Below are 25,753 nucleotides of genomic sequence, written 5' to 3'. Positions count from 1 at the left end.
TCGTCGAAGGCGGTTTTTTCATTAAAATTGATCTGCTGGGAAAACAATACCTGCATCTTTTCTTGCAGCGTCAAGGACTTTCATCACGGAGAGACTTTCATCAAGCCATGCATAGCATTGTTCGTGATTTTCTGTTTCAATAATATGCTGGAAAGCTTCAGCCTCATAAAACAGACGGTTTGGATTCGTTTGTGCATTGAGTGAGACGACCCTGTCATCAACATGCAGCAGCACTTCCTCACATCCATTCGCCCCATTTTTCACATGAATGAAGCCTTTTTCTCCTTGAATCAATGCAAAGTTCATGCTGCTTGTATCCTTACTGCCCACACTTGTCGCAATAAAATCATTGTAAGTGAACGTCAAAACACCAGATGTGTCAATACCGTTTGGATGGCGGTTTGCCTGATATCGGACCTGCTCTGGTGATCCAAAGAGGTTCATGATGAAATGGACATTATAGATATTAATATCCATCAGCGCTCCTCCAGAGAACGCAGGGTTAAAGACATTTGGCGTTTCGCCGGCTAGCAGCTGATTATATTTGCTTGAATATTGACTATAGTTGCATTGTACCAGTTTGATTTTACCTAATTGATGAAGATGCTTTTTGATTAAATGATAGTTTGGCATATGAACGGTCGTAATGGCTTCAAATAGGAGAAGCTGCTTTTCCTTTGCGAGAGCGATTAAGGCTTCCAGCTCTTTAACATTTGAGGTGAAAGGCTTTTCGCATATCACATGTTTTCCGTGTTTCAATGCAGCCGTTGCATGCTCGCTATGTAAACGATTCGGTGACGCGATATAAACGGCTTCTACATGAGGATCTTCTAGCATAGCGGTTAGATCCGTATAAGTTGTCTGCACCCCAAATTGGTCTGCAAGCTTCTTTGCCGTTTCTTCCTTTCTTGAATAGACAGCGCGACAAGAAGCACCTTCGAGCTGGTCAATCGCTTGCAGGAAGCCTTCCACAATGATACCTGTTCCAATGGTTGCGATGTTCATTCTCCAAAACCCCTTCCACTCGTTTAAGCTGTCTCTAGTATAACCGATGTTTTCATTGGACGTGTAATGAGATACCTGAGCGAAGGTGTGCCAGTGACCAAGACCGGCACACCTTTGGCAGCCCTTACAATCAGCTGATGTTTGCTAATGTTTGCTTTGTTAACAATTGAATAGCTGCCTTCCTTTTTTTTAACTCTAGAATAGAGTGTTGAATATCTTCGACTTTTTGCTCGAGCAGCTGTTCAGCTTCTGTTTTTGACTGTTTTTCGAAAAGTGATTTGATAATTTCACGAATTTCTTTAAGGGAAAAATCTAGCTTTCTCGCTTCGGTGATAAATGATAGCATGAGTACATATTTTTTATCATATAGACGATAGCCGTTATGCGCTCTTTTGGGCTCTGGGAGCACTCCTTCATTTTCGTAAAAACGAATGGTTTCAATATGTACTCCAGACATTTTTGACAATTTACCTCTCGTAAACGTAATCATTCCCTGCACCTCCTTTCTTTGCTATCCATCATACAATTAGATTTGCTAGTTTCAAAACATTCTATAGTGGTAAACAATTGTTCTATTTTACTTGTTGTAAATGGGGGATCAGCACGATGAATAGAATACGTTATAATAGAGTAGACTCATGTGATATTTGTTACATATGTGAACAAGTAGACAGCGTGAAGAAAAAACGATAGGCTAAAATAGGTAAATAGTAATGAAATAACCTGTCATCATGGGAATGGTGGCTCAAAATAGTGACAGCACGTTTTTGCTGAGAAAAGGGGACCAGTGAATGTATAAATTAGTCGCAATTGATATGGATGGTACGTTATTAAATGATCAACATATGGTGCCGGATGAAGTGTTTGAAGCCATTCAACAGGCAAAGGCAGAAGGAATTAAAATTGTTTTATGTACAGGCCGGCCAATTGGCGGGGTAAATCGCTATTTAGCTGATCTTCAGCTTGATCAAGAGGGAGATTATGTGATCGCCTATAATGGAGCACTTGTTCAAAACAGCCATACAAATGAAGTGGTGTCAGAGCTGACATTATCCTATGATGACTTAACTTCTTTATATGAATTGAGCCGTCAGCTGGATACACCGATGCATTATTTCGATTCAGCCAATTTGTACACACCGAATCGCGATATTAGTGAATACACAGTGCATGAAGCCTATTTAACAAAACTGCCGCTTAAATATATGCCTGTTGAAGAGGCAGATTCATCGATGAGACTTCCGAAGATGATGTATATTGATCAGCCAGAACGGTTGGAAAAAACGATACAAGCCATCCCGTCTGAAGTGAAGGAAAAGTATATGATGGTGAAAAGTACAGATTTCTTCCTTGAAATCCTGCATCCTGATGTGAGTAAGGGAAATGCTGTGAAGCTTCTAGCGAAGGAGCTGGGAATTTCTCGTGAAGAAGTCATGGCCATTGGTGACAACGGGAACGACATATCAATGGTAGAGTTTGCAGGCTGCGGCGTCGCTATGGGAAATGCCATTGATGATGTCAAAGCTGTTGCAGATGTTGTAACAAAATCTAATAATGAAGCCGGAGTAGCACATGTGCTGCATGAGCTGGTTTTAGGAAAATAAAAAGAGAGAGCGGTCTACCAGTGCGGTAGCCGCTTTTTTATATATTGGAGAAAAAGTAAACAAGCATACGTCTGCTACTTAAATTCGTCTTTTGCAGCATCGCTTTCACATGATCATGAACGGTATGGGGTGAAATAAATAACGTGCTCGCAATTTCCTTTGTCGACTGGCCCTTTAATAAGCAGTCGAGGACGTTCATTTCTCTTTCTGTCAGTCTGTACGTTTTCGCCGCATAAGGAAGAATATCATTTGTTTGGGCTCGTTTGATGTGAATCATGACAGCCTCCTCCTGTGTGTCTGCCTGCGCTAATCGAAAGGCTTGAAGGGAGAGGAACAACCCCGTAGGCAATCTCGTCATGCTTGCCGTTGTTTGCTCAATACCGCCGTATAAAAGTTTTGCCCCTAATGCTCTAAACGGGCGTGGCATGATCGCCTTGTCATGGATTTGTTCAAAGACTTGAAACGTCTGAAGCCAATGAAGACCTGTCTCATTTCCATAAAGAAGCTTGTAGTCGTGCGAAAGAATAAGGAATCCTTGTTGCTCCGCCGCCGCGTCTTCTTCAGTATCTCTTTTCTTGAAAAGTTCATCTCTTAGCTTGGCTGCGAGTCTGGGCGTTTGTTCGATGACCGCTTGGATATCATTTTCTTGAAAAGGTTCCTTGTCCTTTAGACGATAGAGGCTGGCCATCCCCCAGCATTCCCCTTGAATCACAAGAGCTGCCCGCAATTCATCAGACCATCCTTTAGGTAACAAAATATTTTGGTAGCGCTCACTGCTAAGGTATTCTCCGCTTTGGACTAGGCTCGCAGCATGAACAGGACCTTTGGCTAGAAACTCATGCTGATGTACGTCCCTTTTTAAAAACTCATTTTGAAACAGCTGGTCATGAATTTCTTCAATCGGTTCATCTGTGAAGGAACCTGTCGAGAGGAGAGTGGCTGGATCAATGGTCGTGATACAGGCGGCATCAAAATCAAGGACGGCAGCAAGTTCGTCCCGAATGTGTTGTCTCAGCTGCTGAAAATGAGTGGCTGGATTGGTCACATGATCTCCTCCTCAAAAATCCCCACTTTTAGGGATCGTGTTTTCTGATGTCTCTTTTTACAATAAAGATGTCATATCGTTAGTGTACAGGAAACGATGGAAAGCGGAAAGGAACTGGAGGAGAAGGACATGAAAGAAAACCAGCATTGGCACGATCCCGTTGCTGAGTCATATGCAGCGACGATTTCACATAAAGTACCCGGCTATCACCTTTTGCATGAGTTAACAGTAGATGTATTAGAAACTGAAATAAAGAAAGCGGGCTCTCGTATTCTAACTGTTGGAGCGGGTGGAGGCGAAGAGATCATCAACATGCTTCAGAGAAAAGAAGACTGGCTCATCACAGGGGTCGATCCGTCACCTTCTATGCTGGACATGGCGAAACAACGAGTTGCACAGCTAGAAATGGAGGCGCGTGTCACATGGCATGAGGCCTCATTAGATAAGGTTTCAGCTGAACCTGTTTACGATGCAGCAGTGAGCTTGCTTGTCATTCATTTTATAGAAAAGCGCCAGCTCTTTTTAGACGAGGTTGCCCGCAGGCTTCAACCAGAAGCACCGTTTATGTTGGCATTTATACAAGGCGAGATGAAGTCCCATGCATTTCAACAGGAGCTTCACATGCTTTCTCTTTTCATGCAGCGGCAAGGCCTACAAAAAGAGGTGTTTACGTCCTTTAAAAACAGGCTGAGACAGACGACACACCCTGTTCCCGAGGAAGAAATAAAAGCGCAATTAATCAAAGCAGGATTTGAAGACATCAGACCTTATTTTCAGGCAGGAATGATCAAAGGGCTTGTTTGCAAGCGGAATCGTAGAGAGGCGGATGAGAAATGAGAACACAGGTGATGGTGATAGGCGGCTATGGACATGTTGGACAGCAAATATGTCTTCAGCTAAGTGAAGTGTATCCCGGTCAAATTGTTGCAGCAGGCAGAAGCTATGAGAAGGCAGAGAAATTTTCACGCCAGACAAAAGGGAAGGTTCTTCCCTATCAACTTGATGTCAGTGAGCCGTTATTTTCGGACTGGGTGGATCACACAAAGCTGGTGATCATGTGTCTCGATCAAGAAGACACGTCATTTGCTGAAACAGTTCTGCGGTCAGGTATTGATTATATAGATATCTCTGCGAAAGGGGCGTACATGGAACAGGTGGCAAAGCTGGATCAGCAGTACATCGGTGCAACGGCTTTACTCAGTGTTGGGCTTGCGCCTGGCCTTACGAATTTATTGGCAGCGAAAGCATCATCTATGCTCTCATCAGTGAATCAAATAGATATAGGGATTATGCTTGGATTGGGTGATCAGCATGGAAAAGCCGCCATTGAATGGACGCTTGACAATGTCCATACTGACTATGTGCTTACTGAGCATCATCAACGTAAAAGAGTCAAAAGCTTTACTGGAGGCAAGCGTATAGATTTTGGGGTGAAACTTGGAAAGAGGAAAGCCTATCAGTTCCCCTTCTCTGATCAGCAGACATTGCCTTTGACACTCAGCGTGCCTTCTGTGACGACAAGGCTTTGTTTTGATTCTCGCGCGGCAACGCGGGCATTTGCTTTCACAAGGAGTCTTGGAATGACGTCACTTCTCACTGTTCCGAAAATCAAGGAAAGAGCCATTTCCATGATACAATCGGCTAAAATGGGAACAGATCAATATGCAGTGAAAGTGGAGGCGACAGGAATGGAGAGGAACAAGATTCATCAAGCAGCGCTTGGGATAAAAGGGCATGATGAGTCTCAAGCCACAGCTCAAGTCGCCTCTGCTGCAGCACTACATTTATTGAGCAGGCGGTTTCAGACAGGTGTGTTTCATATCGAACAATTATTTTCATTAGCGTATGAGAATGGAGAATTTGCGTTGGTGGATCAAAAAACGAAGGGAAAGCGTGTGTTAGCGCTGAAAGCCAGCCTTTTAACGGCATAAAAGAATACGAACATAGGGTGATTCAAATGGAGGGTTGTAGACGGGTTTGATAAAAAGGTTACGTTTTGCAAATAAATTTCAAGTGGGTGTTTACAAGTGTTAAATACAGAACAAGATATCATTAAGAATTATATAGATTCACCCCAAAAATTGAAAAAATTATATAAACGAGTATTGTTCGTTGTTAGTCTATCGCAAATATTTGGAGGGGCTGGACTAGCCGCAGGGATTACGGTAGGTGCCCTTTTAGCTCAACAAATGCTTGGAACTGAAGCCTATGCAGGAGTTCCAATGGCTTTATTTACTTTGGGGTCGGCTTTGGCAGCTTTCATTGTAGGAAAACTTTCACAACGTTATGGACGACGCATCGGTTTATCGACAGGTTTTGTTGTTGGAGGGATCGGAGCAATTGGCGTTGTGATTGCAGCTATGATGAATAGTGTCATTTTATTATTTGCATCGCTCTTCATTTACGGTGCGGGAACATCTACAAATTTACAAGCTCGTTATGCTGGGACTGACTTAGCGAACTCTAAACAGCGTGCAACGGCCATTAGTATGACAATGGTCATGACAACATTTGGGGCTGTAGCAGGTCCGAATTTAGTTGAAATGATGGGTAAATTCGCCGTATCAATTGGTGTTCCATCACTTGCGGGTCCCTTTATTTTATCAGCCGCAGCATTTATTGTAGCAGGTCTTGTCCTTTTTATTCTGCTGCGTCCTGATCCGTTAGTTATTGCTCAAAGAATAGCAGCGTACAAAGCAAAACATGAGCATGGAAATCAACCAGATGCTGTTGATAAAACAATAGATAAAAAAGGGATTACAGTAGGTGCCACGGTTATGATCTTAACTCAAATTGTCATGGTTGCACTCATGACCATGACACCTGTACATATGCAGCATCATGGTTATGGATTAGCCGAAGTGGGAATTGTTATTGGTTTTCATATAGGTGCAATGTATCTTCCTTCACCTATCACGGGGATACTTGTAGATAAATTAGGACGAACAACTATGAGCATAGCGTCGGGCATAACATTGTTACTTGCTGGCTTAATAGCAGCATTCGCACCAAGTGATTCAATGATTCTATTAATCATTGCTCTGTCTTTACTTGGATTGGGATGGAACTTTGGTTTAATTAGTGGTACTGCTCAAATAGTTGATTCTGCAGAACCATCAACCCGGGCCAAAACCCAAGGAACACTCGATGTTTTTATTGCGTTAGCAGGTGCTGCTGGCGGTGCTCTTTCAGGAATGGTAGCTGCGAATACGAGTTATGCTACATTATCTTTAAGCGGAGGAATTTTATCTTTATTTCTCATACCTGTAATAGTTTGGTCCTTTAAAAGTAAAACATAATGCAGCTCCGTGCCCCATCACAAAAAAAGACATGACGCCCCATCATGGGAGAGCATGTCTTTTTTCATCTTCCATAAAAATACGTTTTGCTTCATAGTAGAGCACCTGCACAAATTTCTTCACATTGACAAGCTGGATGCTTGTTTTTTTATGATGATGTCGACACATCCCCTTTTTTCTTGATGCTCGCTGTGATGAGCTGTGTCAATGTGTCAGAACCTTTTTTTGAAAGATGGACACCATCGGGCTGGAAATAGGATGGCTGTCCACTAGCAGCTGAATGCCAATCAACCAAGGTGACATTTTGATCTTGATCGGCCACTCGCTGAATTACCGCATTCACATCATTTTCCCATGACCTCGGGACCCTCGTGTTCACTAGGAAAATATGTGCCTTTGAAAAGTTTTGAATGAATGCTTTCAACGTGTCCTCAGTAAAATAACCATTTGTGCCAAGTTCAATGATAACAGCGGCATCAGATTGATTAAATGATTTGTATTGAGGGGCGATGCTGATGGCTTCGTTCATCTGTCTGCCAACTTTCCCATCGATGGTGATCTGTTTATATGCTTTTTCAAGATTCGGCGCAATGTCTAACATGACAGAATCACCAATGGCAAGAATTTGGTGAAATTGTTTTTGATCAGCTGCTTTTTTCTTGTGCTTTTCTTTCTTTTTTTTCGCTTTTGATTCAGAAGGTTCGGCTGTTTTTTTCGGTGCTGTCTTAATTTGCGTCACTTCCTTCACATGTGGGGAGGAAGTGGACGAGTTAGACATGCCAATGATAAATAAGATCAAAAGAGCTGCGGTGATTCCCAGGAACACCTTATTAGATGTAGACCATTGTTTGATGCCTTTTTTCCAAATAGACCAAGAGGCAAAATATTGTCTGAAGCCATGCTGGCGGATTGGCTGTTCGATGAAGCGATAGGAAGCCTCAGCAACTAGTAAAATGGCGATGAGCTGCAATGTGACACGCGCGATGGAAGGCTGTCCAATTTCAATGACCGGTGTGGTCAGTACGATAATGGGATAATGCCATAGGTAAATACCATAAGACCGCTTACCAAGCCAGACGAGCGGCTGAAAGGACAGCCATTTCCCGATAAGACTTGCAGGGTGGCAGACGCACGCAATTAAGATGGCCGCATTCAGACAGAATAAAAGCATGCCGCCCTGATAGAGAAAGGCATCGAAATCGTCCACTGCATAAATACAAAGTAGGAAAATCGCAAACGAACCGAACCCGGCAATATGTAAAATACGTCTGCCAACAGGAAGTAATTTCTTGCTGGATAGTCTTTGCATAGGCCACACAAATGCCAGACTGCACCCAATCAGGAGCGCAAATGCACGAGTATCTGTTCCATAATAAACCCTGCTTGGATCGGTATCTGGTGAATAAAGAATGGCCATCCATAGGGCGGAGACAAGTGCTAGGCCAAAGGTGATCATAGGCAGGTGAGATCTGTTTTTTACCCATTTCAGCCCTGCAATCAACAGGACCGGCCAAATGATATAAAATTGCTCTTCAATTGCCAAAGACCACAAATTTTTCAGTGGAGATAGGGCATTGAAGCTATCAAAATATGAAAGCTCGTGAAAAATATACCACCAGTTACTGACATAAAAAAAGGACGATATGGCATCGCCACGAATGGACAATAATGCGTTTGAACCAGCAATCGCGCACCAGCTGACGGTAATAAAAATCATGATGTAAGCAGCTGGAAGAAGCCTCCTGATCCGTCCCATCCAAAATGGCAAAAGCTCTTGATAGCCTAAATCCTGCTTATGTAACAAGATCGTTGTAATCAAGTAACCAGAAATGACAAAAAATAAATCAACGCCAAGAAACCCGCCGCTTGCGGGTCCGATATGTAAGTGATAAGCAATGACTGCCAATACAGCAACGGCTCTTAGTCCATCTAATCCTAAAATATAACGAAAACGATTTTCCTTGCTGTTCATGAAAATGAATCCCCCATCAATGTCAAACGCTTCTTTTTGTTGTTCATTCAAAAGAGCAACGATTCTTTTATTTTATATAAGATTAGACGAATCAGCATTACATTTTGTTGGCGAATTTCTGTCTTTTTTTAAATTTTTTTCATACGAAAAAAGAATTGGTGGGTGAAGAGATGTCGAATTTGATACTCAAAACCAAAATCCCTGTCATAATAAAAGAAGAAGGAAAGGGGATGTGTTGAATGAGAACGATCGAAAATGATCAGTTATTGGTTCAGATTCATGAAAAGGGAGCGGAAGTCAGGGAGGTGCTTGACAAGAAAAGCGGGCGTCACTATATGTGGTCTGGTGATCCAGCTTATTGGGGCAGGGTGTCGCCTGTCTTGTTTCCGATTGTTGGGCGATTAATGAATGATCAATACAAGATTGACGATCAAACCTTCGAGCTCACGCAGCATGGATTTTTGCGTGATGTCAATTTTGATTTATATGAAGAAACGGCGCATACGGTGGCCTTTCAATATGAATCAAGAGGCCGGCACGTGAAGCAATACCCGTATGAATTTACAGCACGTATTCGTTATGAACTATTGGAAAATGGACTGAAGATTTCCTGGGAAATTGATCATGACGGAGATGATACGATGTATTTCTCCATTGGAGGGCACCCAGCATTTCGTGTTCCTCTTGTTGAAGGTGAGCAAGCAGTAGATTATTCACTCACATTGACACCTTCGACTGAACATCTCCCTGTGCAATATGAACTGCGGAATTCACTTGTCAGAGAGAAAGGAAAAGGCATTGAGATTGAGCCGATCCAGCTTCGGCCAGAGCTTTTTCAGCATGATGCGATGATCTTTAGCCATATCAATCGAGTGTCTTTGACTTCTAGGGCAGGTCACGGAGTTGAGGTCGATCTCACTGGTTTTCCGTTCGTGGGCATTTGGTCGCCTTATGATCAAGAAAAAGGAACGATGGCTCCTTTTGTTTGTATTGAGCCGTGGTATGGCATCGCCGATATGGAAGGGACGAATGGGGAGTATAAAGAGAAGTTTGGAATTCAAACGTTAGAAATGAATGAGACCTTTCATGCAACGTATACCGTTTTCTTCAAATGAACAATTGTGCATGAAGAGGTGAACAATTTGTTATGATAGAAGAAAAAAGGGGGCGTATGAATGGATCGAGAGAAACAACAGCTGAGTATTGAAGCGGCAAGGCTTTACTATTTGTCTGATTACAGCCAGCAGGAAATTGCCAAGCAGCTCAACTTGTCGAGACCGACTGTATCTCGGCTGCTTCAATATGCGAAAGAAAAGGGATACGTCCAAATTACGGTGATGGATCCGTTCGAGGATTTAAACGAGCTTTCTTCATTGCTCAAGGAAAAATATGACCTACTCGAAGCTCATGTGGTGTTTTCGCCAAAGGACGACTATCCAACCATCACCGATTATTTGAGCCGATTTGGTGCAGATTACTTGCAAGAAACGGTGAAAGACGGTGATATCGTTGGCGTGAGCTGGGGAACGACTATGTATCAAATTGCACAAAAGATGCAACCTAAACAGGTAAAAGGTGTAGAGGTTGTCCAGCTCAAGGGCGGAATCAGCCATTCTCATGTGAATACATATTCTGCGGAAACCATTCAGTTGTTTGCGGAGGCCTTTCAAACAGCACCGCGCTATTTGCCGCTTCCTGTTGTATTTGATAGTGCTGCTGTCAAGGAAATGGTGGAGCAGGACAGACATATTCAGCGAATTATTGAAATGGGCAAGCAGGCAAATATCGCTGTGTTTACTGTTGGAACGGTAAGAGATGAGGCACTTTTGTTCAGACTAGGTTATTTCCGTGAAGAAGAAAAAGCGCTCCTCAAGGCATCCAGTGTCGGAGACATTTGCTCGCGTTTTTATGATCAAGATGGACGCATTTGCAGTAAAGCCATTAACAATCGCACAATTGGTGTGGAGCTAGATGATTTAAGGAAAAAAGAACGATCCATTCTTGTCGCTGGCGGTCATCGAAAGGTGGCTTCTATACACGGCGCACTAAGAGGAAAATATGCGAATGTATTGATCATCGATCAGCACACAGCGAGGGCTCTTTTAAATGTCACAAAATAGATGAACAAAATTTCATAACCATGTTTACAATTGTTCATCCGTCATATATGATGAAAGTATCATAATTAAAAGGAAGTGTGAAGCATGACGATAGCAAAGCTCATTGATCATACAGCACTAAAACCAGATACATCTAGAGCTGCAATTATGCAGTTACTTGAAGAAGCAAAGACTCATCAATTTGCATCTGTTTGCGTGAACCCAACTTGGGTATCTCTTGCGTCGAAAGAACTAGCAGGAACAGGTGTTGATGTATGTACAGTCATCGGTTTCCCGTTAGGCGCAAACACAACAGCGGTGAAAGCATTCGAAACAAAGGATGCGATTGAAAACGGTGCAACAGAAGTGGACATGGTCATCAATGTTGCCGCATTGAAAGACGGCGAATATGATGTGGTTGAACAAGATATTCGTGCAGTTGTAGACGCAGCAAAAGGCAAAGCATTAGTGAAAGTTATCATTGAAACATGTTTACTTACTGATGAAGAAAAAGTCAAAGCTTGTGAGCTTTCAGTGAAAGCGGGCGCTGATTTTGTGAAAACATCGACTGGATTTAGTACAGGCGGTGCAACAGCTGAGGACATCGCATTAATGCGTAAAACAGTAGGACCTGACATCGGTGTGAAAGCATCAGGCGGCGTGAGAACAAAAGAAGACGTTGAGGCAATGACAGCTGCAGGTGCTACCCGTATTGGCGCGAGTGCAGGCGTTTCCATTATCAAAGGGGATCAATCATCTCCTTCGAAAGACTATTAATTCATACGATCCTATGGTAGGATAACATTCATGACTCATAAATGATGAAAAAGTCATATGCGGAAGGACCTCTCTTCTGGGAATTTCTTCCGCGTTTTGTTTACGAAATAGGGTTTGTTCCATACAAGCGCATTAATGTAAACGAATTCATTCAAGGAGGAAAAACATGAAATACGTGATTGGTATCATCGGTTTGCTAGTGATTCTGGCCATTGCATGGCTGGCTAGTAATGGGAAAAAACGAGTGAAATTCCGTCCAGTAATTGTCATGATTGTACTGCAATTTATTTTAGGTTATATTCTGCTCAATACAGGTGTTGGAAACTTCCTAGTCGGAGGCTTTGCAAAAGGATTCCAAATGCTTCTAGGCTATGCCGGCGAAGGAATCAACTTTGTATTTGGCGGGTTAATGAATGATAAAGCGTCTACGTTCTTCATCAATGTTTTACTGCCGATCGTTTTTATCTCAGCGTTAATCGGTATCCTGCAGCATTGGCGTATTCTTCCGCTTATCGTACGTGGAATCGGATATTTGCTTAGTAAAGTAAACGGTATGGGAAAACTAGAATCTTACAACGCAGTAGCGTCTGCGATTTTAGGTCAATCAGAAGTCTTTATTTCTATTAAGAAACAACTTGGATTATTACCACAGCAGCGTCTTTATACATTATGTGCATCTGCAATGTCGACAGTATCGATGTCGATTGTTGGTGCGTACATGCAAATGATTAAACCAGAGTACGTGGTTACAGCACTTGTGCTGAACCTATTTGGTGGATTTATTATCGCATCGATCATCAATCCATATGAAGTGTCTAAGGACGAAGACATGCTTGAAGTCGTTGAGGAAGAACGACAATCCTTCTTCGAAATGCTTGGCGAATATATTATGGATGGTTTCAAAGTAGCGATTGTTGTTGCTGCAATGTTGATTGGATTCGTTGCATTAATTGCGATGATTAACGGTATCTTTACAGCTGCCATCGGTGTTTCTTTCCAAGATGTACTTGGATATGTCTTTGCTCCATTTGCGTTCATTGTTGGTGTTCCTTGGAGCGAAGCGGTACAAGCAGGAAGCATTATGGCGACCAAAATGGTATCTAACGAATTTGTGGCAATGCAAATTCTATCCGGTGATGCTTTCCAATTCAGTGCTCGTACAGAAGCGATCATTTCTGTATTCCTTGTATCATTCGCTAACTTCTCTTCTATCGGTATCATTGCAGGAGCAGTCAAAGGCTTAAACGAAAAGCAAGGGAACGTTGTCGCACGCTTTGGATTAAAGCTGTTATTCGGTGCAACTCTTGTCAGCTTCTTAACAGCAGGCGTTGTTGGTTTAATTTTCTAATTTTAAAAAAGGAATGGTGAAAACAATGAGAATGGTAGATATCATTGCGAAAAAACGTGACGGAAAAGAATTATCTTCAGAGGAAATTTCTTTCTTTGTCAAAGGTTATACGGACGGAACAATTCCTGACTACCAAGCAAGTGCCTTGGCTATGGCAATTTTCTTCCAAGATATGACGGATCAAGAACGTGCAGACTTAACACTCGCTATGGCGAACTCAGGAGATACAATTGACCTGTCTGCTATTGAGGGTATTAAAGTAGACAAGCACTCAACAGGTGGTGTAGGTGATACAACTACGCTTGTACTCGCTCCTCTTGTTGCGGCACTAGATGTACCTGTTGCGAAAATGTCTGGGCGCGGCCTTGGGCATACAGGCGGTACAGTGGACAAGCTTGAAGCGGTCAAAGGCTTCCATGTAGAAATTACAAAAGACGAATTCATCGAGCTCGTGAACCGTCATAAAGTAGCGGTTATTGGTCAATCAGGCAACCTGACACCAGCTGATAAAAAGCTGTATGCTCTTCGTGATGTGACAGGAACTGTTAACTCAATTCCGCTTATTGCAAGCTCCATTATGAGTAAGAAAATTGCTGCTGGTGCAGATGCGATTGTACTTGATGTGAAAACAGGCGCAGGTGCTTTCATGAAAACACCAGAAGACTCAGAGAAGCTTGCAAAAGCCATGGTGCGCATCGGAAACAACGTTGGCAGACAAACGATGGCGGTCATCTCTGACATGTCTCAGCCGCTAGGATTAGCGATTGGAAATTCCCTTGAAGTGAAAGAAGCAATTGATACGCTTCGAGGCGAAGGTCCTGAAGACTTAAACGAGCTTGTGCTCACATTAGGAAGTCAAATGGTCGTTCTTGCGAAAAAAGCAGACACACTTGATGAAGCAAGAGAAAAGCTGATTGAAGTGATGAAAAACGGCAAAGCACTTGAGAAATTCAAGGAATTCTTAGAAAACCAAGGTGGAGACAGCTCAATTGTGGATCAGCCTGAAAAACTGCCGCAAGCACCTTACAAAATCGAAGTACCTGCAAAAGAATCAGGTGTCGTAGCTGAAATCGTCGCGGACGAAATCGGTGTTGCAGCGATGATTCTTGGAGCAGGACGCGCAACAAAAGAGGACGATATCGACTTATCTGTCGGCATCATGCTGAACAAAAAAGTGGGCGATCGTGTTGAAAAAGGAGATTCACTTGTGACACTGCATGCGAATCGAGAAGATGTTGCAAATGTGATGGAGAAAATTTATGACAACATCCGCATCGCTGATCATGCCGATGCACCAACTTTGATCCACACGGTCATTACTGAATAAAGAAAAAGGACAAAAGTGATTCGTCGCTTTTGTCTTTTTTTATGCTCGTCATTTTCTATTGAAATAAAAAAATTCACTTTATGAAACAAACCTCTTGCAATCATCAAACAATGGGTGTATATTAATTGACGAGTCAATGATTGATATATCAAGTAATTGATTTCCGAATAGAAAAGAGGGGATGGCATTGACTGCATTTTGCTCTGAAGAGGCAGAGGTATTATATCGTTTGCAGTGCGTGAACCGTATGATGGGCGTGAAGTTCGAAGCATGCACGGGCATCAGCCAATCAAGACTTGAGTTGTTATCGCTGTTATTCCAAGCCGATGAAATCAGCCAATCAGATTTGCAGAAAAAAGTAAATATTGATAGTGCAGCTGTGACGCGTCACTTGAAACAGTTAGAAACAAAAGGAATGGTCACACGCAGAAGAAAACCAGAAGACAATCGAGTCACACTTGTTCGCTTAACAGACGAAGGCAGAACAAGAATCGAAGCTTCTAAAATAGAAAAAGAACGATTTATCTCAGAAATGCTTGAAAACGTAAGTGAAGAAGAACGAAGGCTTCTCACTGATGTGCTCATCCGTATACAACAAAACATCGAAAAGATTCAAACAACCTAAAGGAGTGTTACACATGGCTACAACATTAAAAACAAACGATTTTATGGAAATTATGAAAGGGCGCCGCTCTATTCGTAACTATGATCCATCTGTGAAAATCAGCAAAGAAGAAATGACAGAGATTTTAGAAGAAGCAACAACTGCACCATCATCAGTGAATGCACAGCCTTGGCGCTTCATGGTGATTGACAGCCCAGAAGGAAAAGAAAAGCTTGCACCACTTGCAAAATTCAACCAAACACAAGTGTCAACATCAGCAGCTGTCATTGCAGTTTTTGCAGATATGAAAAGCGATGAATACTTAGAAGAAATTTATTCAAAAGCAGTAGAGCATGGCTACATGCCGCAAGAAGTGAAAGAAAGACAAATTGCTGCATTAACTGCACACTTTGAGGTTCTTCCAGAGCAAGTGAACCGCGAAACAATTTTAATTGACGGTGGGATTGTGTCTATGCAGCTTATGCTTGCTGCACGTGCACACGGTTATGATACAAATCCAATTGGCGGATATGATAAAGAAGTCATTGCTGAAACATTTGGCTGGGATAAAGAACGTTATGTACCAGTCATGCTGCTATCAATTGGGAAAGCAGCTGACGAAGGCTATGCATCTTACCGTTTACCGGTTGATCGTATTGCTGAGTGGAAATAATATCTTTTCAAAAGGAGACGATCAAATGATTATTATTCATGCAGGGATGACCATTCATCCAGAAAAAGAAAACGTATTTTTAGAAGAAATCAACGAATTAATGAAAGCTTCACAGGCTGAAGAAGGCAATGTTTCCTACAAGCTGTTCAAGGATACAGATAAGGAAAATACCTTTTTAATGGTAGAAGTGTGGAAAGATGACGCTGCGGTTCAAAGCCATAATGCAAGTGCTCATTTCCAGGCTTTCGTAGCGAAGGCAAAAGAATTCTTAGCCGCTCCACTTGACGTGGTTGCCTTTCAAGGCCAGCAGCTTTCATAGAAAAACAACAAACACCCTAGGCGATTATCGCCTAGGGTTCTTTTATTTCGGAATATGGTTTCACCCATTTCATTTACGTATTGTGCATTTTCCACAAAATTTCTGAAAATAAAATGTTTTTCGACTTAACTATATTGGAATATGCTAGAATTAGATATTATTTATTACCAAAATAGGGAGGAACCAATATGAAACAAGGGAAATGGACGAAAATTGCACTAACCGCTGTGCTAAGTTTAGGCACATTGACAGCTTTCAGCACCCCTCTATCTGCCCACACCACAGAAAAATCAACATCCTCTGACGGCGGTCACTATTCAGGTATTCCATTTGACTCAAGCGTCGTAAATGAAGACCGTCTCGTCAAAGCCTTGAAAAAACAAGGAAAGATCAAAAAGAATGCTAATGAGGCAGAAACCCAAAAAGCATTAAAGAACTATCTAAAGAAAAAAGAAGAATCGGCAATGAAACAAAGTGCCAGCACTTTAACAGAAGAGCCTGAATTCCTCAAAGAATACAAACAAGAGGTACATAACAAACTTGCCAAAAAGAAAAAGTTAAAGAAGCATAAAGGAAAAGAAGGCAATCAAGTAAAACCGGTCAAAAAGGAAAAGTATAAAGGTGACGTCCGCAATGATAAGGTATTGGTTTTATTAGTAGATTTTAAAGATTATAAGCATAATAGTATCAAAAAAGAAGAGACTGATATGTATTATGACAAGTTTGATCAACAGCATTATCAAGATATGCTTTTCGGAAAAAATGGCTACATCGGTCCAGATGGGAAACGAAAAGTATCCATGAAGCAATATTATGAAAAGCAATCCGGCGGCAGTTACACAGTCAGTGGAACAGTTGCAGGATGGTATACAGCGAAGCATGAAGCAGCATATTACGGCGGGAACGTACCTGACGATTCAGGCAGTGACGGCAGACCGCGCGAATTGGTAAAAGAAGCACTCGAAGCAGCAGCCAAAGATCCGAATGTTGATCTCGGCGAGTATGATCAATGGGACCGCTATGATATTGATGGCGACGGTGTTTATAACGAGCCAGACGGCATCATTGACCATCTGATGGTCGTTCACGCGGGTGTAGGTGAAGAAGCAGGCGGCGGACAACTTGGCGCTGATGCGATTTGGTCACACCGCTGGTCACTTGGTGATGTATTTGAAATTCCGGATACTGAATCTGAAGTCGGGCAAGGCGGGAAAATAGGCGCATTGGATTACACCATTGAGCCTGAAGATGGCGCAGCAGGTGTGTTTACACATGAATTCGGACATGATCTTGGTCTTCCTGACGAGTACGATACACAGTACACAGGCAACGGAGAGCCCGTTTCTTATTGGTCGATCATGTCAAGCGGAAGCTGGGCAGGTAAAGTTCCTGGTACGGAACCAACAGGCTTTAGCCCATATGCGAAAGAAATGCTTCAAAATCTGCATGGGGGCAACTGGCTTTCTGGACAAACCATCGATGGTAAAACATTAAAGAAAAGCAAAACCGTCTTAATTGATGAAGCAGCAACAAAAGGAACGAACCATGATGCCGTTCGAGTAGATTTACCAGATAAAGAGATTGTCGTCACGACACCTGCTCAAGGAAAATATTCGTACTTCAGCGGAACGGGTGACAATTTGAATGCAACCATGACGACAACAGGTATTGATTTATCAAAAGGAAGCAAAGCAGAGCTGACATTTAAAGCGTGGTACGATATTGAAGAAGATTATGATTATGCGTATGTCGAAGTGCGTGAAACAGGGACTGATCAATGGAAGACCATCGCGGGTAACATCACGAATGATCGAAATGAAGCAGGTGCAAACGAAGGCAATGGCATCGATGGAAAATCAGACGGCTGGGTAGATGCATCCTTTGACCTGTCTGCTTATGCAGGGAAGAAAATCGACCTGCAATTCCGTTACACAACCGATGCAGGCTATTCACTTCCAGGTTTATTCGTAGATGATCTGAACGTCAAAGCAGACGGAACGAACGTATGGTCAGATGATGCCGAGGGTACATCTACTTTTACCTTTAATGGATTCTCAAAATCTAATGGAAAACAATATGCAGCACAATACTATTTACTAGAGTGGCGCTCTTATGCTGATGTCGATAAAGGCTTAAAGCATATTAAACGCGGTGCAAGTCTGATGAGCTATAATAACGGTTTGGTCGTGTGGTTAGTCGATCAATCATACAGTGATAACTGGGTTGGAAAGCATCCGGGGAACGGCTTCCTTGGCGTAGTAGATGCAGATCAGCAAGTATTAAAATGGAGTGACGGTTCCATTGCCGCCACAGGCTTCCAAGTACATGATGCAGCATTCTCTTTGAATCCAAGTACAAAGCTGAATATCGATTATACAGCAACAACGGGCTTAACTTTGCAAGATCGCTACATTCGCCCGACTCGTACATTTAGTGATAAAAAGAACTATGTGAATCCAAACAACCCAGATGCAGGACGCGATGTACCGAACTATGGATTATCCTTTAAAGTCGTTGGACAAAGTAAGGATCGTTCTGTTGGAAAGGTGTTAATTTCGAAAAGTAACTAAATAGAAAGCCGGATTCTACTATTGAATCCGGCTTTTTGATATGTGAGGAAAGGATAATAAGGACACTATAATAAGGACACGATTTGGTTTTTAATCGAATGTCTGTTCTTTTTTATTTTGATATCCGATTGAAACCATTATATAATAGAGCCTGGAAGGTTTTTCTTTCAACCATGATTCTTTTAGCTGTTAAAACAAAGGAAAGGATGAGCGTTACCAATGAGTTATGTCACTGCCAAGCAATTAAAGGTGATTCGAGGGACGATGCAGACTTTTTGCAGCCATTTGGAGTATGATGGTCATGGTAAGCTTCATATCAATACCATCATGGCTTTTATTAAAAAGGAATTCGGCGTGAGAAAAATGAAAGACATTCCACAAAGTCGCTTTACAGAAGCCCTAGAATTAATACAAGACTTTGATTTATACACGGATAAAATAGAAATTCGTGAACGTCTATCAGAAAGGAATTAACTAAATTGAATATTTTAGCAATGATTTTAGTAGGAATTGTCGCATTAGAACACATTGTCATCATGTTATTAGAAATGTTTTTTATGGAATCAAAGATGGCGAAGAGATCTTTTAAGCTGCCAGAACACTTGCAAAAAGATTCAAATGTCAAAGTGATGTTTGCTAATCAGGGGCTTTATAACGGGTTTTTAGCAGCAGGACTCATTTGGGGACTCATTCTTGGATCGAATACCGTTGGATATATGATTCAGCTATTTTTCATTCTTTGTGTGATCATCGCAGCAGTATTTGGCGGTGTAACATCCAATAAATCAATTATCATCAAACAAGGAGTACCAGCGCTTCTTGCATTAATTGCACTGATGCTGGCGATCTAATCTTAAATAAAGCCGCCCCTAGAAAAGGGCGGCTTTTATCTTTTTCGAAGTCCCATCAAACGAATAATGGATGTCAGACAAAGGGCAACAGCAACGGCCAAAATGATTTTTCCGTACATGACCCCTGTTAGGTTCATCAAAAAGACGGCCAATATAATACAGAGCGTGATGATGATCATCACAATCGAATAGGTTTTCATCTCTTTTTCCACTCCTTTAAAAATCTCCTCATGTGACACGAGAGATCTGTCAATCTTTCCTCATATTATATCACTCAATGACAATTTTACATGAAATTCCCTACCAATAGAATGTGACATATTGATTAGATTTTGAGTCATACCATATTTTTTAGAAAATCGGGTATAACATAAAGAACTGACCTAAAGTCATATTGCTTGATATTTAATTGTGCAAAATATAAAATAACCACAGGATAAATCGAAAGGATGATCAAGATGAGTAAGAAAGTGTTATTATTATCGACAAGCAGCCCAGAAATGAATGGACATCCAACAGGCTTATGGTTAGAAGAGTTAGCAGAGCCATTTCATATTTTTAAAGAAAATGAACTAGAAGTACAAATTGTCTCTATTCAAGGCGGTACTGTACCAATTGACAAAAATTCAATTCCTGAAGGTGTCCCAGCGCAATATCAAGATGTGTATGAACTACTTCAAGACACAAAGGCGCTTACAGATGTGAATCCAGCTGATTATGACGGCATTTTCTTTGCTGGGGGACACGGCCCTATGATCGACTTTGCGTCTAATCAATTGGTAGCGGATGCGATCTTAGCGGTTTCAGATAAAAATGGTGCGATCGGAGCCGTTTGTCATGGTGTTTCAGCATTCGTTGATGTGAAGGACGAAAATGGCAAATCATTTATCGAAGGCAAAAAAATCACAGGCTTCACCAACGAAGAAGAGGAAGCCGTGCAGCTGACACCAAAGGTTCCATTTTTATTGGAAACAAAACTTCGTGAGCAGGGGGCAGCGTTTGAAAAAGGAGATGCCTTTGCGCCATTTGCTGTCGTTGACGGACAAATCATTACTGGACAAAACCCAGGATCAAGTGCAGAAACAGCACGTTTGTTTGTTAAAACTATTGCATAAAACGATCAAAAACCAGCCGTTACATGCGGCTGGTTTTTTTGTTATAAAAATGTCCCAAAAAAGACCAAAACAATGATTGGAATAATGGTAAAATTATCACAGGGTAAAAAACCCAAAAGAGGAAAAGGGGATGTTCCTGTGAGAGCATTTTATGTCAAAATCACTGCAGCTTTACTGTCTGTTTTACTCATCGCAACAGGTTTGTTTTCACCAGCATTAAAAGCAGAAGAAGCACCAAAATCAAGTGGGAAACAATCACTCCTGACAGAAAAAGCGATTCAGCAAGTGCAAGAGTCGTTTTTGAAGCAGGATGAAGGAACCGCTATCCAACAGAAGCAAGTGAAAAAATCATTTAAAGTGAATAAGAAGAAAGGAATCAGTATCAAACGAAAAGCTGCTAAAGATGGCAAAATGCGCACGTCTGCCGTTCGCTCCATTGATGGACTAGCCATAAATCAATCGGCTGTCTTAACAGAGGAAGACCCAGTTGATTTATGGTTTTTAAGCACATCTTCACCTCAGGCACTCATCAGCCGGATTACTTCTTCAAACCCTGATTATTTCGTTCAATTGTTTGTTGTTGATTATGAAACAGGACAAGCCTACCCAACGGATCTTATTCAACCGGCAGGCAGTCTGCTTGCGTTAAGCAATTTACCAGCGGGTGATTATGCGTTTGGTATTACCAGTGGTGGAGACTTTGGAGACTCATATACATTACAGGTAAATGCCAAAAACCCACCAAATTTCACAGGTGCTGAATCCCTGTCATCAACATTGCAATACTTTGTCGCTACGTATGCCAATGGGGATGTTTTCGCAAATGGTACAAAAGTGTATAACAAACAATCTAAGACCGCCGATTATAAATGGGAGCGTGTATTTTACTTCTCATATGATGGAAAATATGAACAGAGAACTCATTCTGTTGACAGTGTGAAGGTGAAAAGTATTTCGGCACCAGTGTCGTACTCTGCTCCATACGCAAGTTCCTCAGAGGCCATTCTCGTCTACTTAGATGTGGAGACTTTATTTATGTATCATGAATCATCGTTTGCTAGCGGGCAGTACTACCATAGTAGCTTTGTTGATACACTTGGGAAGACAACACCAAGACGCTTAGATATTGATGATATGACAAATTACGGTGATCATATTTTAGCTGTAGATTTAAAAACAGGAAAGCCGATCGATTTCTTCAGTGTGTTGAATTTCTACTATGCTGCAGGAATCGAGAAACTGCCAACAATCAGAACGTTGAATTAAGAAAGGCGGTTGACATCAAATCGCCACATGTGTAGAGTAAAGATAATTAAATGACAAAAGTCCACTAGGGGAGTCATGTATGACTGAGACAAGAGAAAATCTTGGACCCTTTGAACCTGATCTAGTTCGTACTAGCGGAGGGAAGTGGAGCTGGACCTTGTCTTATTCATGATTGAATCGATAAGAAGGCCGCTCCATTTGGGGTGGCTTTTTCATTTATTCAACTGAAGAAGAGGAGGCTTTTTTTATGACATTTTCTACGCAATTAAGGAAAGAAGCAGAACCGTTATTTGAAGCCATTTATCAGCATCCGTTCGTTAGAGGCCTGGCAGCAGGAAAGCTGGAAAAGGAACAGATCATTCATTATGTCAAACAGGATGCAGAATACTTACAAGCATTCATTAAAATTTATGCAGCAGCGCTCAGCAGATGTACAGACAGAGAGGATATTGCGTTTTTTCATCAGCAGATTGCGTTTGTACTAGATAGTGAAACGCACCCTCATCAAAACCTTTGCCGAGTGGCAGGAGTAGCGTATGATGAGCTCCAAGGTGCTTCTTTGGCTCCGAGTGCTCATCACTATATTCATCACATGCTGCAAGTCGCACAGGAAGGTACGCTTGGTGAAATCATCGCTGTCCTGCTTCCATGTCCTTGGACATATTGGGAAATAGGGAAACGAATGCTCACAGATGTGCAGCCAGACCTGTCACATCCGTTTTATGAATGGATCACGTTTTATGGAGGGTTAACCGATTCTGTCACAGGTGAGCTTTGCAAACGGCTCGATCAATTGGCAGAAGCAGCAAGTGAGAAGGAAAAGGAAAAAATGAAACAGCATTTTATCTTAAGCTGCCAGCTCGAGTACAAGTTTTGGGAAATGGCCTTTACTGTTGAAGAGTGGCCAGTTCAACTGGAGGTGCATTCATCATGACATGGAAGATGAAAGAAGTCGTCCTTGCCGTGATTTTATCCGTTGCGTGCGGTGTGATCTATTTAGGATGGTCCACACTTTACTTACCGATTACAGCACTTGTTGGCCCAGCAGGAGGCAATATCATGTTTGGAATATGGGTCATTGCCAGTCCAATCGTTGCGTATATCATTCAAAAGCCGGGGGCTGCCCTGATTGCGGAAACAGCTGCCGCGGCTGTGGAATTATTGACAGGCAGCCACTTCGGACTTTCAGCTCTGCTGATTGGTGTATGCCAAGGGCTTGGGGCAGAAATCGCCTTCGCTCTTTTTGGGTATAAACGATACCGCATGTGGACACTGATGCTGTCTGGTGCCTTTGCCGCTATCGGAGCGATGGCGTACAGTCTCGTGGCAAATGGCTTCGGATATTATACGCCTCAAGTTTTACTTATGACGCTTGTGACTCAAATCATTAGTGGAATGATACTTGGCGGATGCCTTGCGAAAGTGGTGGTGGAGGCACTATCCAAAACTGGTGTACTCAATCAATATGCCATCATGAAAGAAAAACGAAATAAAGGTGAACAGCATGAATTCATTTCTCGCGTGCAATGATCTGACTGTCCGTTTTTATGAACAGCCTAAGCCAGTTTTGCATCAAATCTCTCTTACGATTCAAAAAGGGGAAAAGGTGCTTATTTTAGGACCGAGCGGAAGCGGGAAATCCACGCTCATTTCGGTTCTGGCTGGAATCATTCCAGAGCATGTGGAAGCTGACATGCAGGGCGAAGTGGTGTTACAAAGACATACAGGCGTCATGTTTCAAGATCCAGACTCTCAGTTTTGTATGCACCGCGTCAATGAAGAAATTGCCTTTAGCTTAGAGAATCGTTCCGTCCCACGTGAAGAGATGGATGACATCATTCAGCAGCTCATGCAAAAAGTCCAACTGAATGTCGATCCGCATACAGAGATTCACACTTTATCTGGCGGCATGAAGCAGCGATTGGCACTTGCTTGTTTACTAGCATTACAGCCGGATGTTCTATTCTTTGATGAACCAACCGCACAGCTTGACCCGGCAGGTAGAATGGACATATTTCAACTGCTGCAGCAGCTTGCAGCCGATCAGCAGCAAACCATGATTTTTGTAGAGCATGTGCTTGACGGAGTCATCGAATGGATGGATCGGGTGATTTTATTAGATGATCAAGGCAGCATTTTAGCAGATGGAGCTCCAAAAGATGTGCTCGTGACATATGAGGAAGAAATGAAAGAGGCAGGAATTTGGCGGCCAAAATTATTTCCCGAGAAATGGTCCACGATTATTCAAGATCCATTTCATCCACTGAGTCAAACCTTTATGCAAACCTATGAAGCAAGAAAAGCGCAGCATGAAAAAGTGCCGTCAATCGAACGAGAGACAATGATTCGTACAGAAAATCTTCAATTAAGCTACGGGAAAAAAAGGATTATGAGTAACCTTCAGCTTGATATCAAAGCAGGAGATTGGGTGGCGATTATTGGAGAAAATGGGAGCGGAAAAAGTACGTTTCTCAAACATTTGATCCGCTTAGAGCCAGCTAAAAAAGGTCATATTTACTTAAAAGAAACAGACCTTAAAAAATGGTCTGACCGACTACTCTATGAAAAAGCAGGCTTTGTGTTTCAAAATCCGGAGCTTCAATTTATACAAGACACAGTATTCGATGAAATCGCCTTTGGCGGCAGACAGCGAAACTGGCCAGAATCAGTCGTACAAGAAAAAACGGTTCAGCTGCTGAAAGAGTTCGGTTTAGAGAAGCATGCAAATGCACATCCCTTCACCTTAAGTTTAGGGCAAAAAAGAAGATTGAGTGTTGCCACGATGCTTCTTTTTGATCAAGATGTATTGCTGTTAGATGAACCGACTTTCGGGCAGGATGAAAAAACGGCGAAGGAATTAATGAGGCGTTTGAAAGAGCGTCAGCGCCAAGGCACGACCATTGTGATGGTTACACATGATATGGAGCTTGTCGATGAATGTGCCGACCAAGTGCTTCTTTTTCATCAAGGGAAGCATGTGTATGATGGCACCCCTTATGATTTATTTTCAAATCAGGAACTTGTCGATGCTTATCAGCTGAGAGCACCTTTACATTATCGCTATGTGGCTGAAAGAAAGGACGTGCTGACGATTGCAAAGTAATCACTCCTTTCTCTCCACTGTAAATCCAGTCATGAAATTACTCGCTCATCTACTTGCGATGTGCTGTCTCATGGCGATTTCTGACCCTAAAACTACCTTTATCATTTGGCTGTTTGCTCTTGGCATTGGAGTTGTTTTAGGCGGATGGAATATGAAGTATCTCGTTACAAGGCTTGTCCCTTATCTGCTCTTTTTTATTCTCGTGTTCTGGATGATGGCGGCCTTCGGCAAGGGGGATCATACCGTTTGGAAGTGGGCGTGGTTTCATATCACAGAGGAGAGCTTAAGAAATGGTCTCACCATCGCTTTCAGAATGCTTGGATTTGTAACATTTGGCCTCCTTTTTACGTCCACAACAGATTTGACGGCATTTATGATGAGTTTGATTCATCAATGCCGAATGTCCCCAAAATGGGCGTATGGAATGCTTGCCGGCTTCCGGTTTATTCCGTTATTTCAAAATGAATTAAAACAAATGAAAGCTGCACATAAAATCAGAGGCTACAAGCAAAAAAACAGCTGGAAGGCCTTTATGCGTTATGCATTACCCCTTTTTACGCAGGGCGTACGAAAATCAGAGCGTTTAGCGATTGCAATGGAAGCCAGGGGCTTCACAGGGACGAGAGAGCGAACGTATTATCATATCATCAGCACCTCATGGATTGACTACATGTATCTTTTTCTCATCGGTATCAGTGTCTTTATGTGCATTTTACTTTTTTTAAAAAACACCCACATTCACTAGATAGAATGTGGGCTTTTTATATGCCTTAGGT

26 protein-coding genes and 1 riboswitch are annotated in these 25,753 nt (G+C 42.1%); of the genes, 21 read left to right on the top strand and 5 right to left on the bottom strand.

What is annotated here, in order from left to right:
- Positions 1–21 precede the first annotated feature (21 nt).
- Positions 22–1,005, bottom strand: coding sequence for a Gfo/Idh/MocA family protein (locus tag AOQ70_RS16640; protein WP_059377475.1), 984 nt, complete (start codon positions 1,003–1,005; stop codon positions 22–24).
- Positions 1,006–1,135: 130 nt separating this feature from the next.
- Positions 1,136–1,495, bottom strand: coding sequence for a MerR family transcriptional regulator (locus AOQ70_RS16635; RefSeq protein WP_047203566.1), 360 nt, complete (start codon positions 1,493–1,495; stop codon positions 1,136–1,138).
- Positions 1,496–1,796: 301 nt separating this feature from the next.
- On the opposite strand from AOQ70_RS16635, the gene yidA reads away from it, so the two are divergent.
- On the top strand, positions 1,797–2,609 hold the full coding sequence (gene yidA / locus AOQ70_RS16630) for a sugar-phosphatase (RefSeq protein WP_059377472.1): 813 nt from the start codon (positions 1,797–1,799) through the stop codon (positions 2,607–2,609).
- A 37-nt stretch (positions 2,610–2,646) separates the two neighbouring features.
- On the opposite strand, the gene AOQ70_RS16625 is transcribed toward yidA, so the two are convergent.
- Positions 2,647–3,654 carry a helix-turn-helix transcriptional regulator gene (locus tag AOQ70_RS16625; protein WP_059377469.1) on the bottom strand — a complete coding sequence of 336 codons (1,008 nt, stop codon included), beginning with the start codon at positions 3,652–3,654 and terminating at the stop codon, positions 2,647–2,649.
- A 129-nt stretch (positions 3,655–3,783) separates the two neighbouring features.
- Here AOQ70_RS16625 and AOQ70_RS16620 point away from each other — a divergent pair, with 129 nt between their 5' ends.
- The 3 genes from AOQ70_RS16620 (at position 3,784) to AOQ70_RS16610 (ending at position 6,953) form a co-directional block, all read left to right on the top strand.
- On the top strand, positions 3,784–4,491 hold the full coding sequence (locus AOQ70_RS16620) for a class I SAM-dependent methyltransferase (protein WP_059377467.1): 708 nt from the start codon (positions 3,784–3,786) through the stop codon (positions 4,489–4,491).
- Positions 4,488–5,585 carry a saccharopine dehydrogenase family protein gene (locus AOQ70_RS16615; protein WP_059377464.1) on the top strand — a complete coding sequence of 366 codons (1,098 nt, stop codon included), beginning with the start codon at positions 4,488–4,490 and terminating at the stop codon, positions 5,583–5,585. The genes AOQ70_RS16620 and AOQ70_RS16615 overlap by 4 nt, the downstream gene beginning before the upstream one ends.
- Before the next feature lie 96 nt (positions 5,586–5,681).
- Positions 5,682–6,953 (top strand): MFS transporter, encoded by a 1,272-nt coding sequence (locus AOQ70_RS16610; protein WP_059377462.1) that lies wholly within the window; start codon positions 5,682–5,684, stop codon positions 6,951–6,953.
- A 148-nt stretch (positions 6,954–7,101) separates the two neighbouring features.
- Here the strand turns inward: AOQ70_RS16610 and AOQ70_RS16605 are convergent, their stop codons facing one another.
- Positions 7,102–8,925: an acyltransferase family protein gene (locus AOQ70_RS16605; protein ID WP_059377520.1), complete on the bottom strand. Its 1,824-nt coding sequence runs from the start codon at positions 8,923–8,925 to the stop codon at positions 7,102–7,104.
- A gap of 239 nt (positions 8,926–9,164) precedes the next feature.
- On the opposite strand from AOQ70_RS16605, the gene AOQ70_RS16600 reads away from it, so the two are divergent.
- From AOQ70_RS16600 to AOQ70_RS16550, 11 genes are all read left to right on the top strand, one after another.
- Positions 9,165–10,040, top strand: a complete 876-nt coding sequence (locus AOQ70_RS16600) for an aldose 1-epimerase family protein (RefSeq protein WP_059377458.1) — start codon at positions 9,165–9,167, stop codon at positions 10,038–10,040.
- Positions 10,041–10,100: 60 nt separating this feature from the next.
- A complete protein-coding gene (locus AOQ70_RS16595; protein ID WP_059377448.1) occupies positions 10,101–11,045 on the top strand; it encodes a sugar-binding transcriptional regulator in 945 nt (314 codons plus the stop codon).
- A gap of 84 nt (positions 11,046–11,129) precedes the next feature.
- Positions 11,130–11,801, top strand: coding sequence for a deoxyribose-phosphate aldolase (gene deoC / locus AOQ70_RS16590; protein WP_039182640.1), 672 nt, complete (start codon positions 11,130–11,132; stop codon positions 11,799–11,801).
- A gap of 166 nt (positions 11,802–11,967) precedes the next feature.
- Positions 11,968–13,149 carry a NupC/NupG family nucleoside CNT transporter gene (locus AOQ70_RS16585; RefSeq protein ID WP_039182637.1) on the top strand — a complete coding sequence of 394 codons (1,182 nt, stop codon included), beginning with the start codon at positions 11,968–11,970 and terminating at the stop codon, positions 13,147–13,149.
- Positions 13,150–13,174: 25 nt separating this feature from the next.
- Complete coding sequence (locus tag AOQ70_RS16580) at positions 13,175–14,476, top strand: pyrimidine-nucleoside phosphorylase (protein WP_039182634.1); 1,302 nt, start codon at positions 13,175–13,177, stop codon at positions 14,474–14,476.
- 181 nt (positions 14,477–14,657) lie between these two features.
- On the top strand, positions 14,658–15,101 hold the full coding sequence (locus tag AOQ70_RS16575; RefSeq protein ID WP_080772274.1) for a MarR family winged helix-turn-helix transcriptional regulator: 444 nt from the start codon (positions 14,658–14,660) through the stop codon (positions 15,099–15,101).
- 13 nt (positions 15,102–15,114) lie between these two features.
- The gene (locus AOQ70_RS16570; RefSeq protein ID WP_039182629.1) at positions 15,115–15,753 is read left to right on the top strand and encodes a nitroreductase family protein; all 639 of its coding nucleotides are present in this window, start codon (positions 15,115–15,117) and stop codon (positions 15,751–15,753) included.
- 25 nt (positions 15,754–15,778) lie between these two features.
- Positions 15,779–16,072, top strand: coding sequence for a putative quinol monooxygenase (locus tag AOQ70_RS16565; RefSeq protein WP_039182626.1), 294 nt, complete (start codon positions 15,779–15,781; stop codon positions 16,070–16,072).
- Between the two features lie 188 nt (positions 16,073–16,260).
- Positions 16,261–18,642 carry an immune inhibitor A domain-containing protein gene (locus AOQ70_RS16560; protein ID WP_059377443.1) on the top strand — a complete coding sequence of 794 codons (2,382 nt, stop codon included), beginning with the start codon at positions 16,261–16,263 and terminating at the stop codon, positions 18,640–18,642.
- A gap of 219 nt (positions 18,643–18,861) precedes the next feature.
- The gene (locus AOQ70_RS16555) at positions 18,862–19,116 is read left to right on the top strand and encodes an ORF6C domain-containing protein (RefSeq protein ID WP_047203551.1); all 255 of its coding nucleotides are present in this window, start codon (positions 18,862–18,864) and stop codon (positions 19,114–19,116) included.
- Positions 19,117–19,121: 5 nt separating this feature from the next.
- Complete coding sequence (locus AOQ70_RS16550) at positions 19,122–19,493, top strand: DUF1304 domain-containing protein (RefSeq protein WP_059377440.1); 372 nt, start codon at positions 19,122–19,124, stop codon at positions 19,491–19,493.
- A 35-nt stretch (positions 19,494–19,528) separates the two neighbouring features.
- On the opposite strand, the gene AOQ70_RS19810 is transcribed toward AOQ70_RS16550, so the two are convergent.
- On the bottom strand, positions 19,529–19,693 hold the full coding sequence (locus tag AOQ70_RS19810) for a hypothetical protein (protein ID WP_003214630.1): 165 nt from the start codon (positions 19,691–19,693) through the stop codon (positions 19,529–19,531).
- A gap of 258 nt (positions 19,694–19,951) precedes the next feature.
- Here AOQ70_RS19810 and AOQ70_RS16545 point away from each other — a divergent pair, with 258 nt between their 5' ends.
- The 6 genes from AOQ70_RS16545 to AOQ70_RS16520 all read left to right on the top strand — a co-directional run bounded on the left by AOQ70_RS16545 (position 19,952) and on the right by AOQ70_RS16520 (position 25,722).
- Positions 19,952–20,608 carry a type 1 glutamine amidotransferase domain-containing protein gene (locus tag AOQ70_RS16545; protein ID WP_059377437.1) on the top strand — a complete coding sequence of 219 codons (657 nt, stop codon included), beginning with the start codon at positions 19,952–19,954 and terminating at the stop codon, positions 20,606–20,608.
- Between the two features lie 138 nt (positions 20,609–20,746).
- Entirely contained in the window at positions 20,747–21,874 is a 1,128-nt protein-coding gene (locus AOQ70_RS16540; protein ID WP_059377517.1) for a hypothetical protein, read from the top strand.
- A gap of 56 nt (positions 21,875–21,930) precedes the next feature.
- Positions 21,931–22,034, top strand: a riboswitch (TPP riboswitch).
- An 87-nt stretch (positions 22,035–22,121) separates the two neighbouring features.
- The gene (gene tenA / locus AOQ70_RS16535) at positions 22,122–22,808 is read left to right on the top strand and encodes a thiaminase II (RefSeq protein ID WP_059377435.1); all 687 of its coding nucleotides are present in this window, start codon (positions 22,122–22,124) and stop codon (positions 22,806–22,808) included.
- Positions 22,805–23,404 (top strand): ECF transporter S component, encoded by a 600-nt coding sequence (locus tag AOQ70_RS16530; RefSeq protein ID WP_059377433.1) that lies wholly within the window; start codon positions 22,805–22,807, stop codon positions 23,402–23,404. Before tenA ends, AOQ70_RS16530 begins: the two co-directional genes overlap by 4 nt.
- A complete protein-coding gene (locus tag AOQ70_RS16525; RefSeq protein ID WP_059377430.1) occupies positions 23,379–24,977 on the top strand; it encodes an ABC transporter ATP-binding protein in 1,599 nt (532 codons plus the stop codon). Before AOQ70_RS16530 ends, AOQ70_RS16525 begins: the two co-directional genes overlap by 26 nt.
- Positions 24,967–25,722: an energy-coupling factor transporter transmembrane component T family protein gene (locus AOQ70_RS16520; protein ID WP_059377427.1), complete on the top strand. Its 756-nt coding sequence runs from the start codon at positions 24,967–24,969 to the stop codon at positions 25,720–25,722. The genes AOQ70_RS16525 and AOQ70_RS16520 overlap by 11 nt, the downstream gene beginning before the upstream one ends.
- Positions 25,723–25,753 lie beyond the last annotated feature (31 nt).

It is taken from the genome of Bacillus sp. AM 13(2015), assembly GCF_001518755.1.
Taxonomy (GTDB): domain Bacteria; phylum Bacillota; class Bacilli; order Bacillales; family Bacillaceae; genus Bacillus; species Bacillus safensis.
Note: the sequence above shows the minus strand (reverse complement) of the source record. Positions and strands in the feature narration are given on the sequence as shown.

Excerpts from the sequence above, each read along its gene's own strand:
- AOQ70_RS16640 (WP_059377475.1), bottom strand. The coding sequence starts at position 1,005 with ATGAACATCGCAACCATTGGAACAGGTATCATTGTGGAAGGCTTCCTG.
- AOQ70_RS16635 (WP_047203566.1), bottom strand. The coding sequence starts at position 1,495 with ATGATTACGTTTACGAGAGGTAAATTGTCAAAAATGTCTGGAGTACAT.
- yidA (WP_059377472.1), top strand. The coding sequence starts at position 1,797 with ATGTATAAATTAGTCGCAATTGATATGGATGGTACGTTATTAAATGAT.
- AOQ70_RS16620 (WP_059377467.1), top strand. The coding sequence starts at position 3,784 with ATGAAAGAAAACCAGCATTGGCACGATCCCGTTGCTGAGTCATATGCA.
- AOQ70_RS16615 (WP_059377464.1), top strand. The coding sequence starts at position 4,488 with ATGAGAACACAGGTGATGGTGATAGGCGGCTATGGACATGTTGGACAG.
- AOQ70_RS16605 (WP_059377520.1), bottom strand. The coding sequence starts at position 8,925 with ATGAACAGCAAGGAAAATCGTTTTCGTTATATTTTAGGATTAGATGGA.
- AOQ70_RS16600 (WP_059377458.1), top strand. The coding sequence starts at position 9,165 with ATGAGAACGATCGAAAATGATCAGTTATTGGTTCAGATTCATGAAAAG.
- AOQ70_RS16595 (WP_059377448.1), top strand. The coding sequence starts at position 10,101 with ATGGATCGAGAGAAACAACAGCTGAGTATTGAAGCGGCAAGGCTTTAC.
- deoC (WP_039182640.1), top strand. The coding sequence starts at position 11,130 with ATGACGATAGCAAAGCTCATTGATCATACAGCACTAAAACCAGATACA.
- AOQ70_RS16585 (WP_039182637.1), top strand. The coding sequence starts at position 11,968 with ATGAAATACGTGATTGGTATCATCGGTTTGCTAGTGATTCTGGCCATT.
- AOQ70_RS16580 (WP_039182634.1), top strand. The coding sequence starts at position 13,175 with ATGAGAATGGTAGATATCATTGCGAAAAAACGTGACGGAAAAGAATTA.
- AOQ70_RS16575 (WP_080772274.1), top strand. The coding sequence starts at position 14,658 with ATGGCATTGACTGCATTTTGCTCTGAAGAGGCAGAGGTATTATATCGT.
- AOQ70_RS16570 (WP_039182629.1), top strand. The coding sequence starts at position 15,115 with ATGGCTACAACATTAAAAACAAACGATTTTATGGAAATTATGAAAGGG.
- AOQ70_RS16565 (WP_039182626.1), top strand. The coding sequence starts at position 15,779 with ATGATTATTATTCATGCAGGGATGACCATTCATCCAGAAAAAGAAAAC.
- AOQ70_RS16560 (WP_059377443.1), top strand. The coding sequence starts at position 16,261 with ATGAAACAAGGGAAATGGACGAAAATTGCACTAACCGCTGTGCTAAGT.
- AOQ70_RS16555 (WP_047203551.1), top strand. The coding sequence starts at position 18,862 with ATGAGTTATGTCACTGCCAAGCAATTAAAGGTGATTCGAGGGACGATG.
- AOQ70_RS19810 (WP_003214630.1), bottom strand. The coding sequence starts at position 19,693 with ATGAAAACCTATTCGATTGTGATGATCATCATCACGCTCTGTATTATA.
- AOQ70_RS16545 (WP_059377437.1), top strand. The coding sequence starts at position 19,952 with ATGAGTAAGAAAGTGTTATTATTATCGACAAGCAGCCCAGAAATGAAT.
- tenA (WP_059377435.1), top strand. The coding sequence starts at position 22,122 with ATGACATTTTCTACGCAATTAAGGAAAGAAGCAGAACCGTTATTTGAA.
- AOQ70_RS16530 (WP_059377433.1), top strand. The coding sequence starts at position 22,805 with ATGACATGGAAGATGAAAGAAGTCGTCCTTGCCGTGATTTTATCCGTT.
- AOQ70_RS16525 (WP_059377430.1), top strand. The coding sequence starts at position 23,379 with ATGAATTCATTTCTCGCGTGCAATGATCTGACTGTCCGTTTTTATGAA.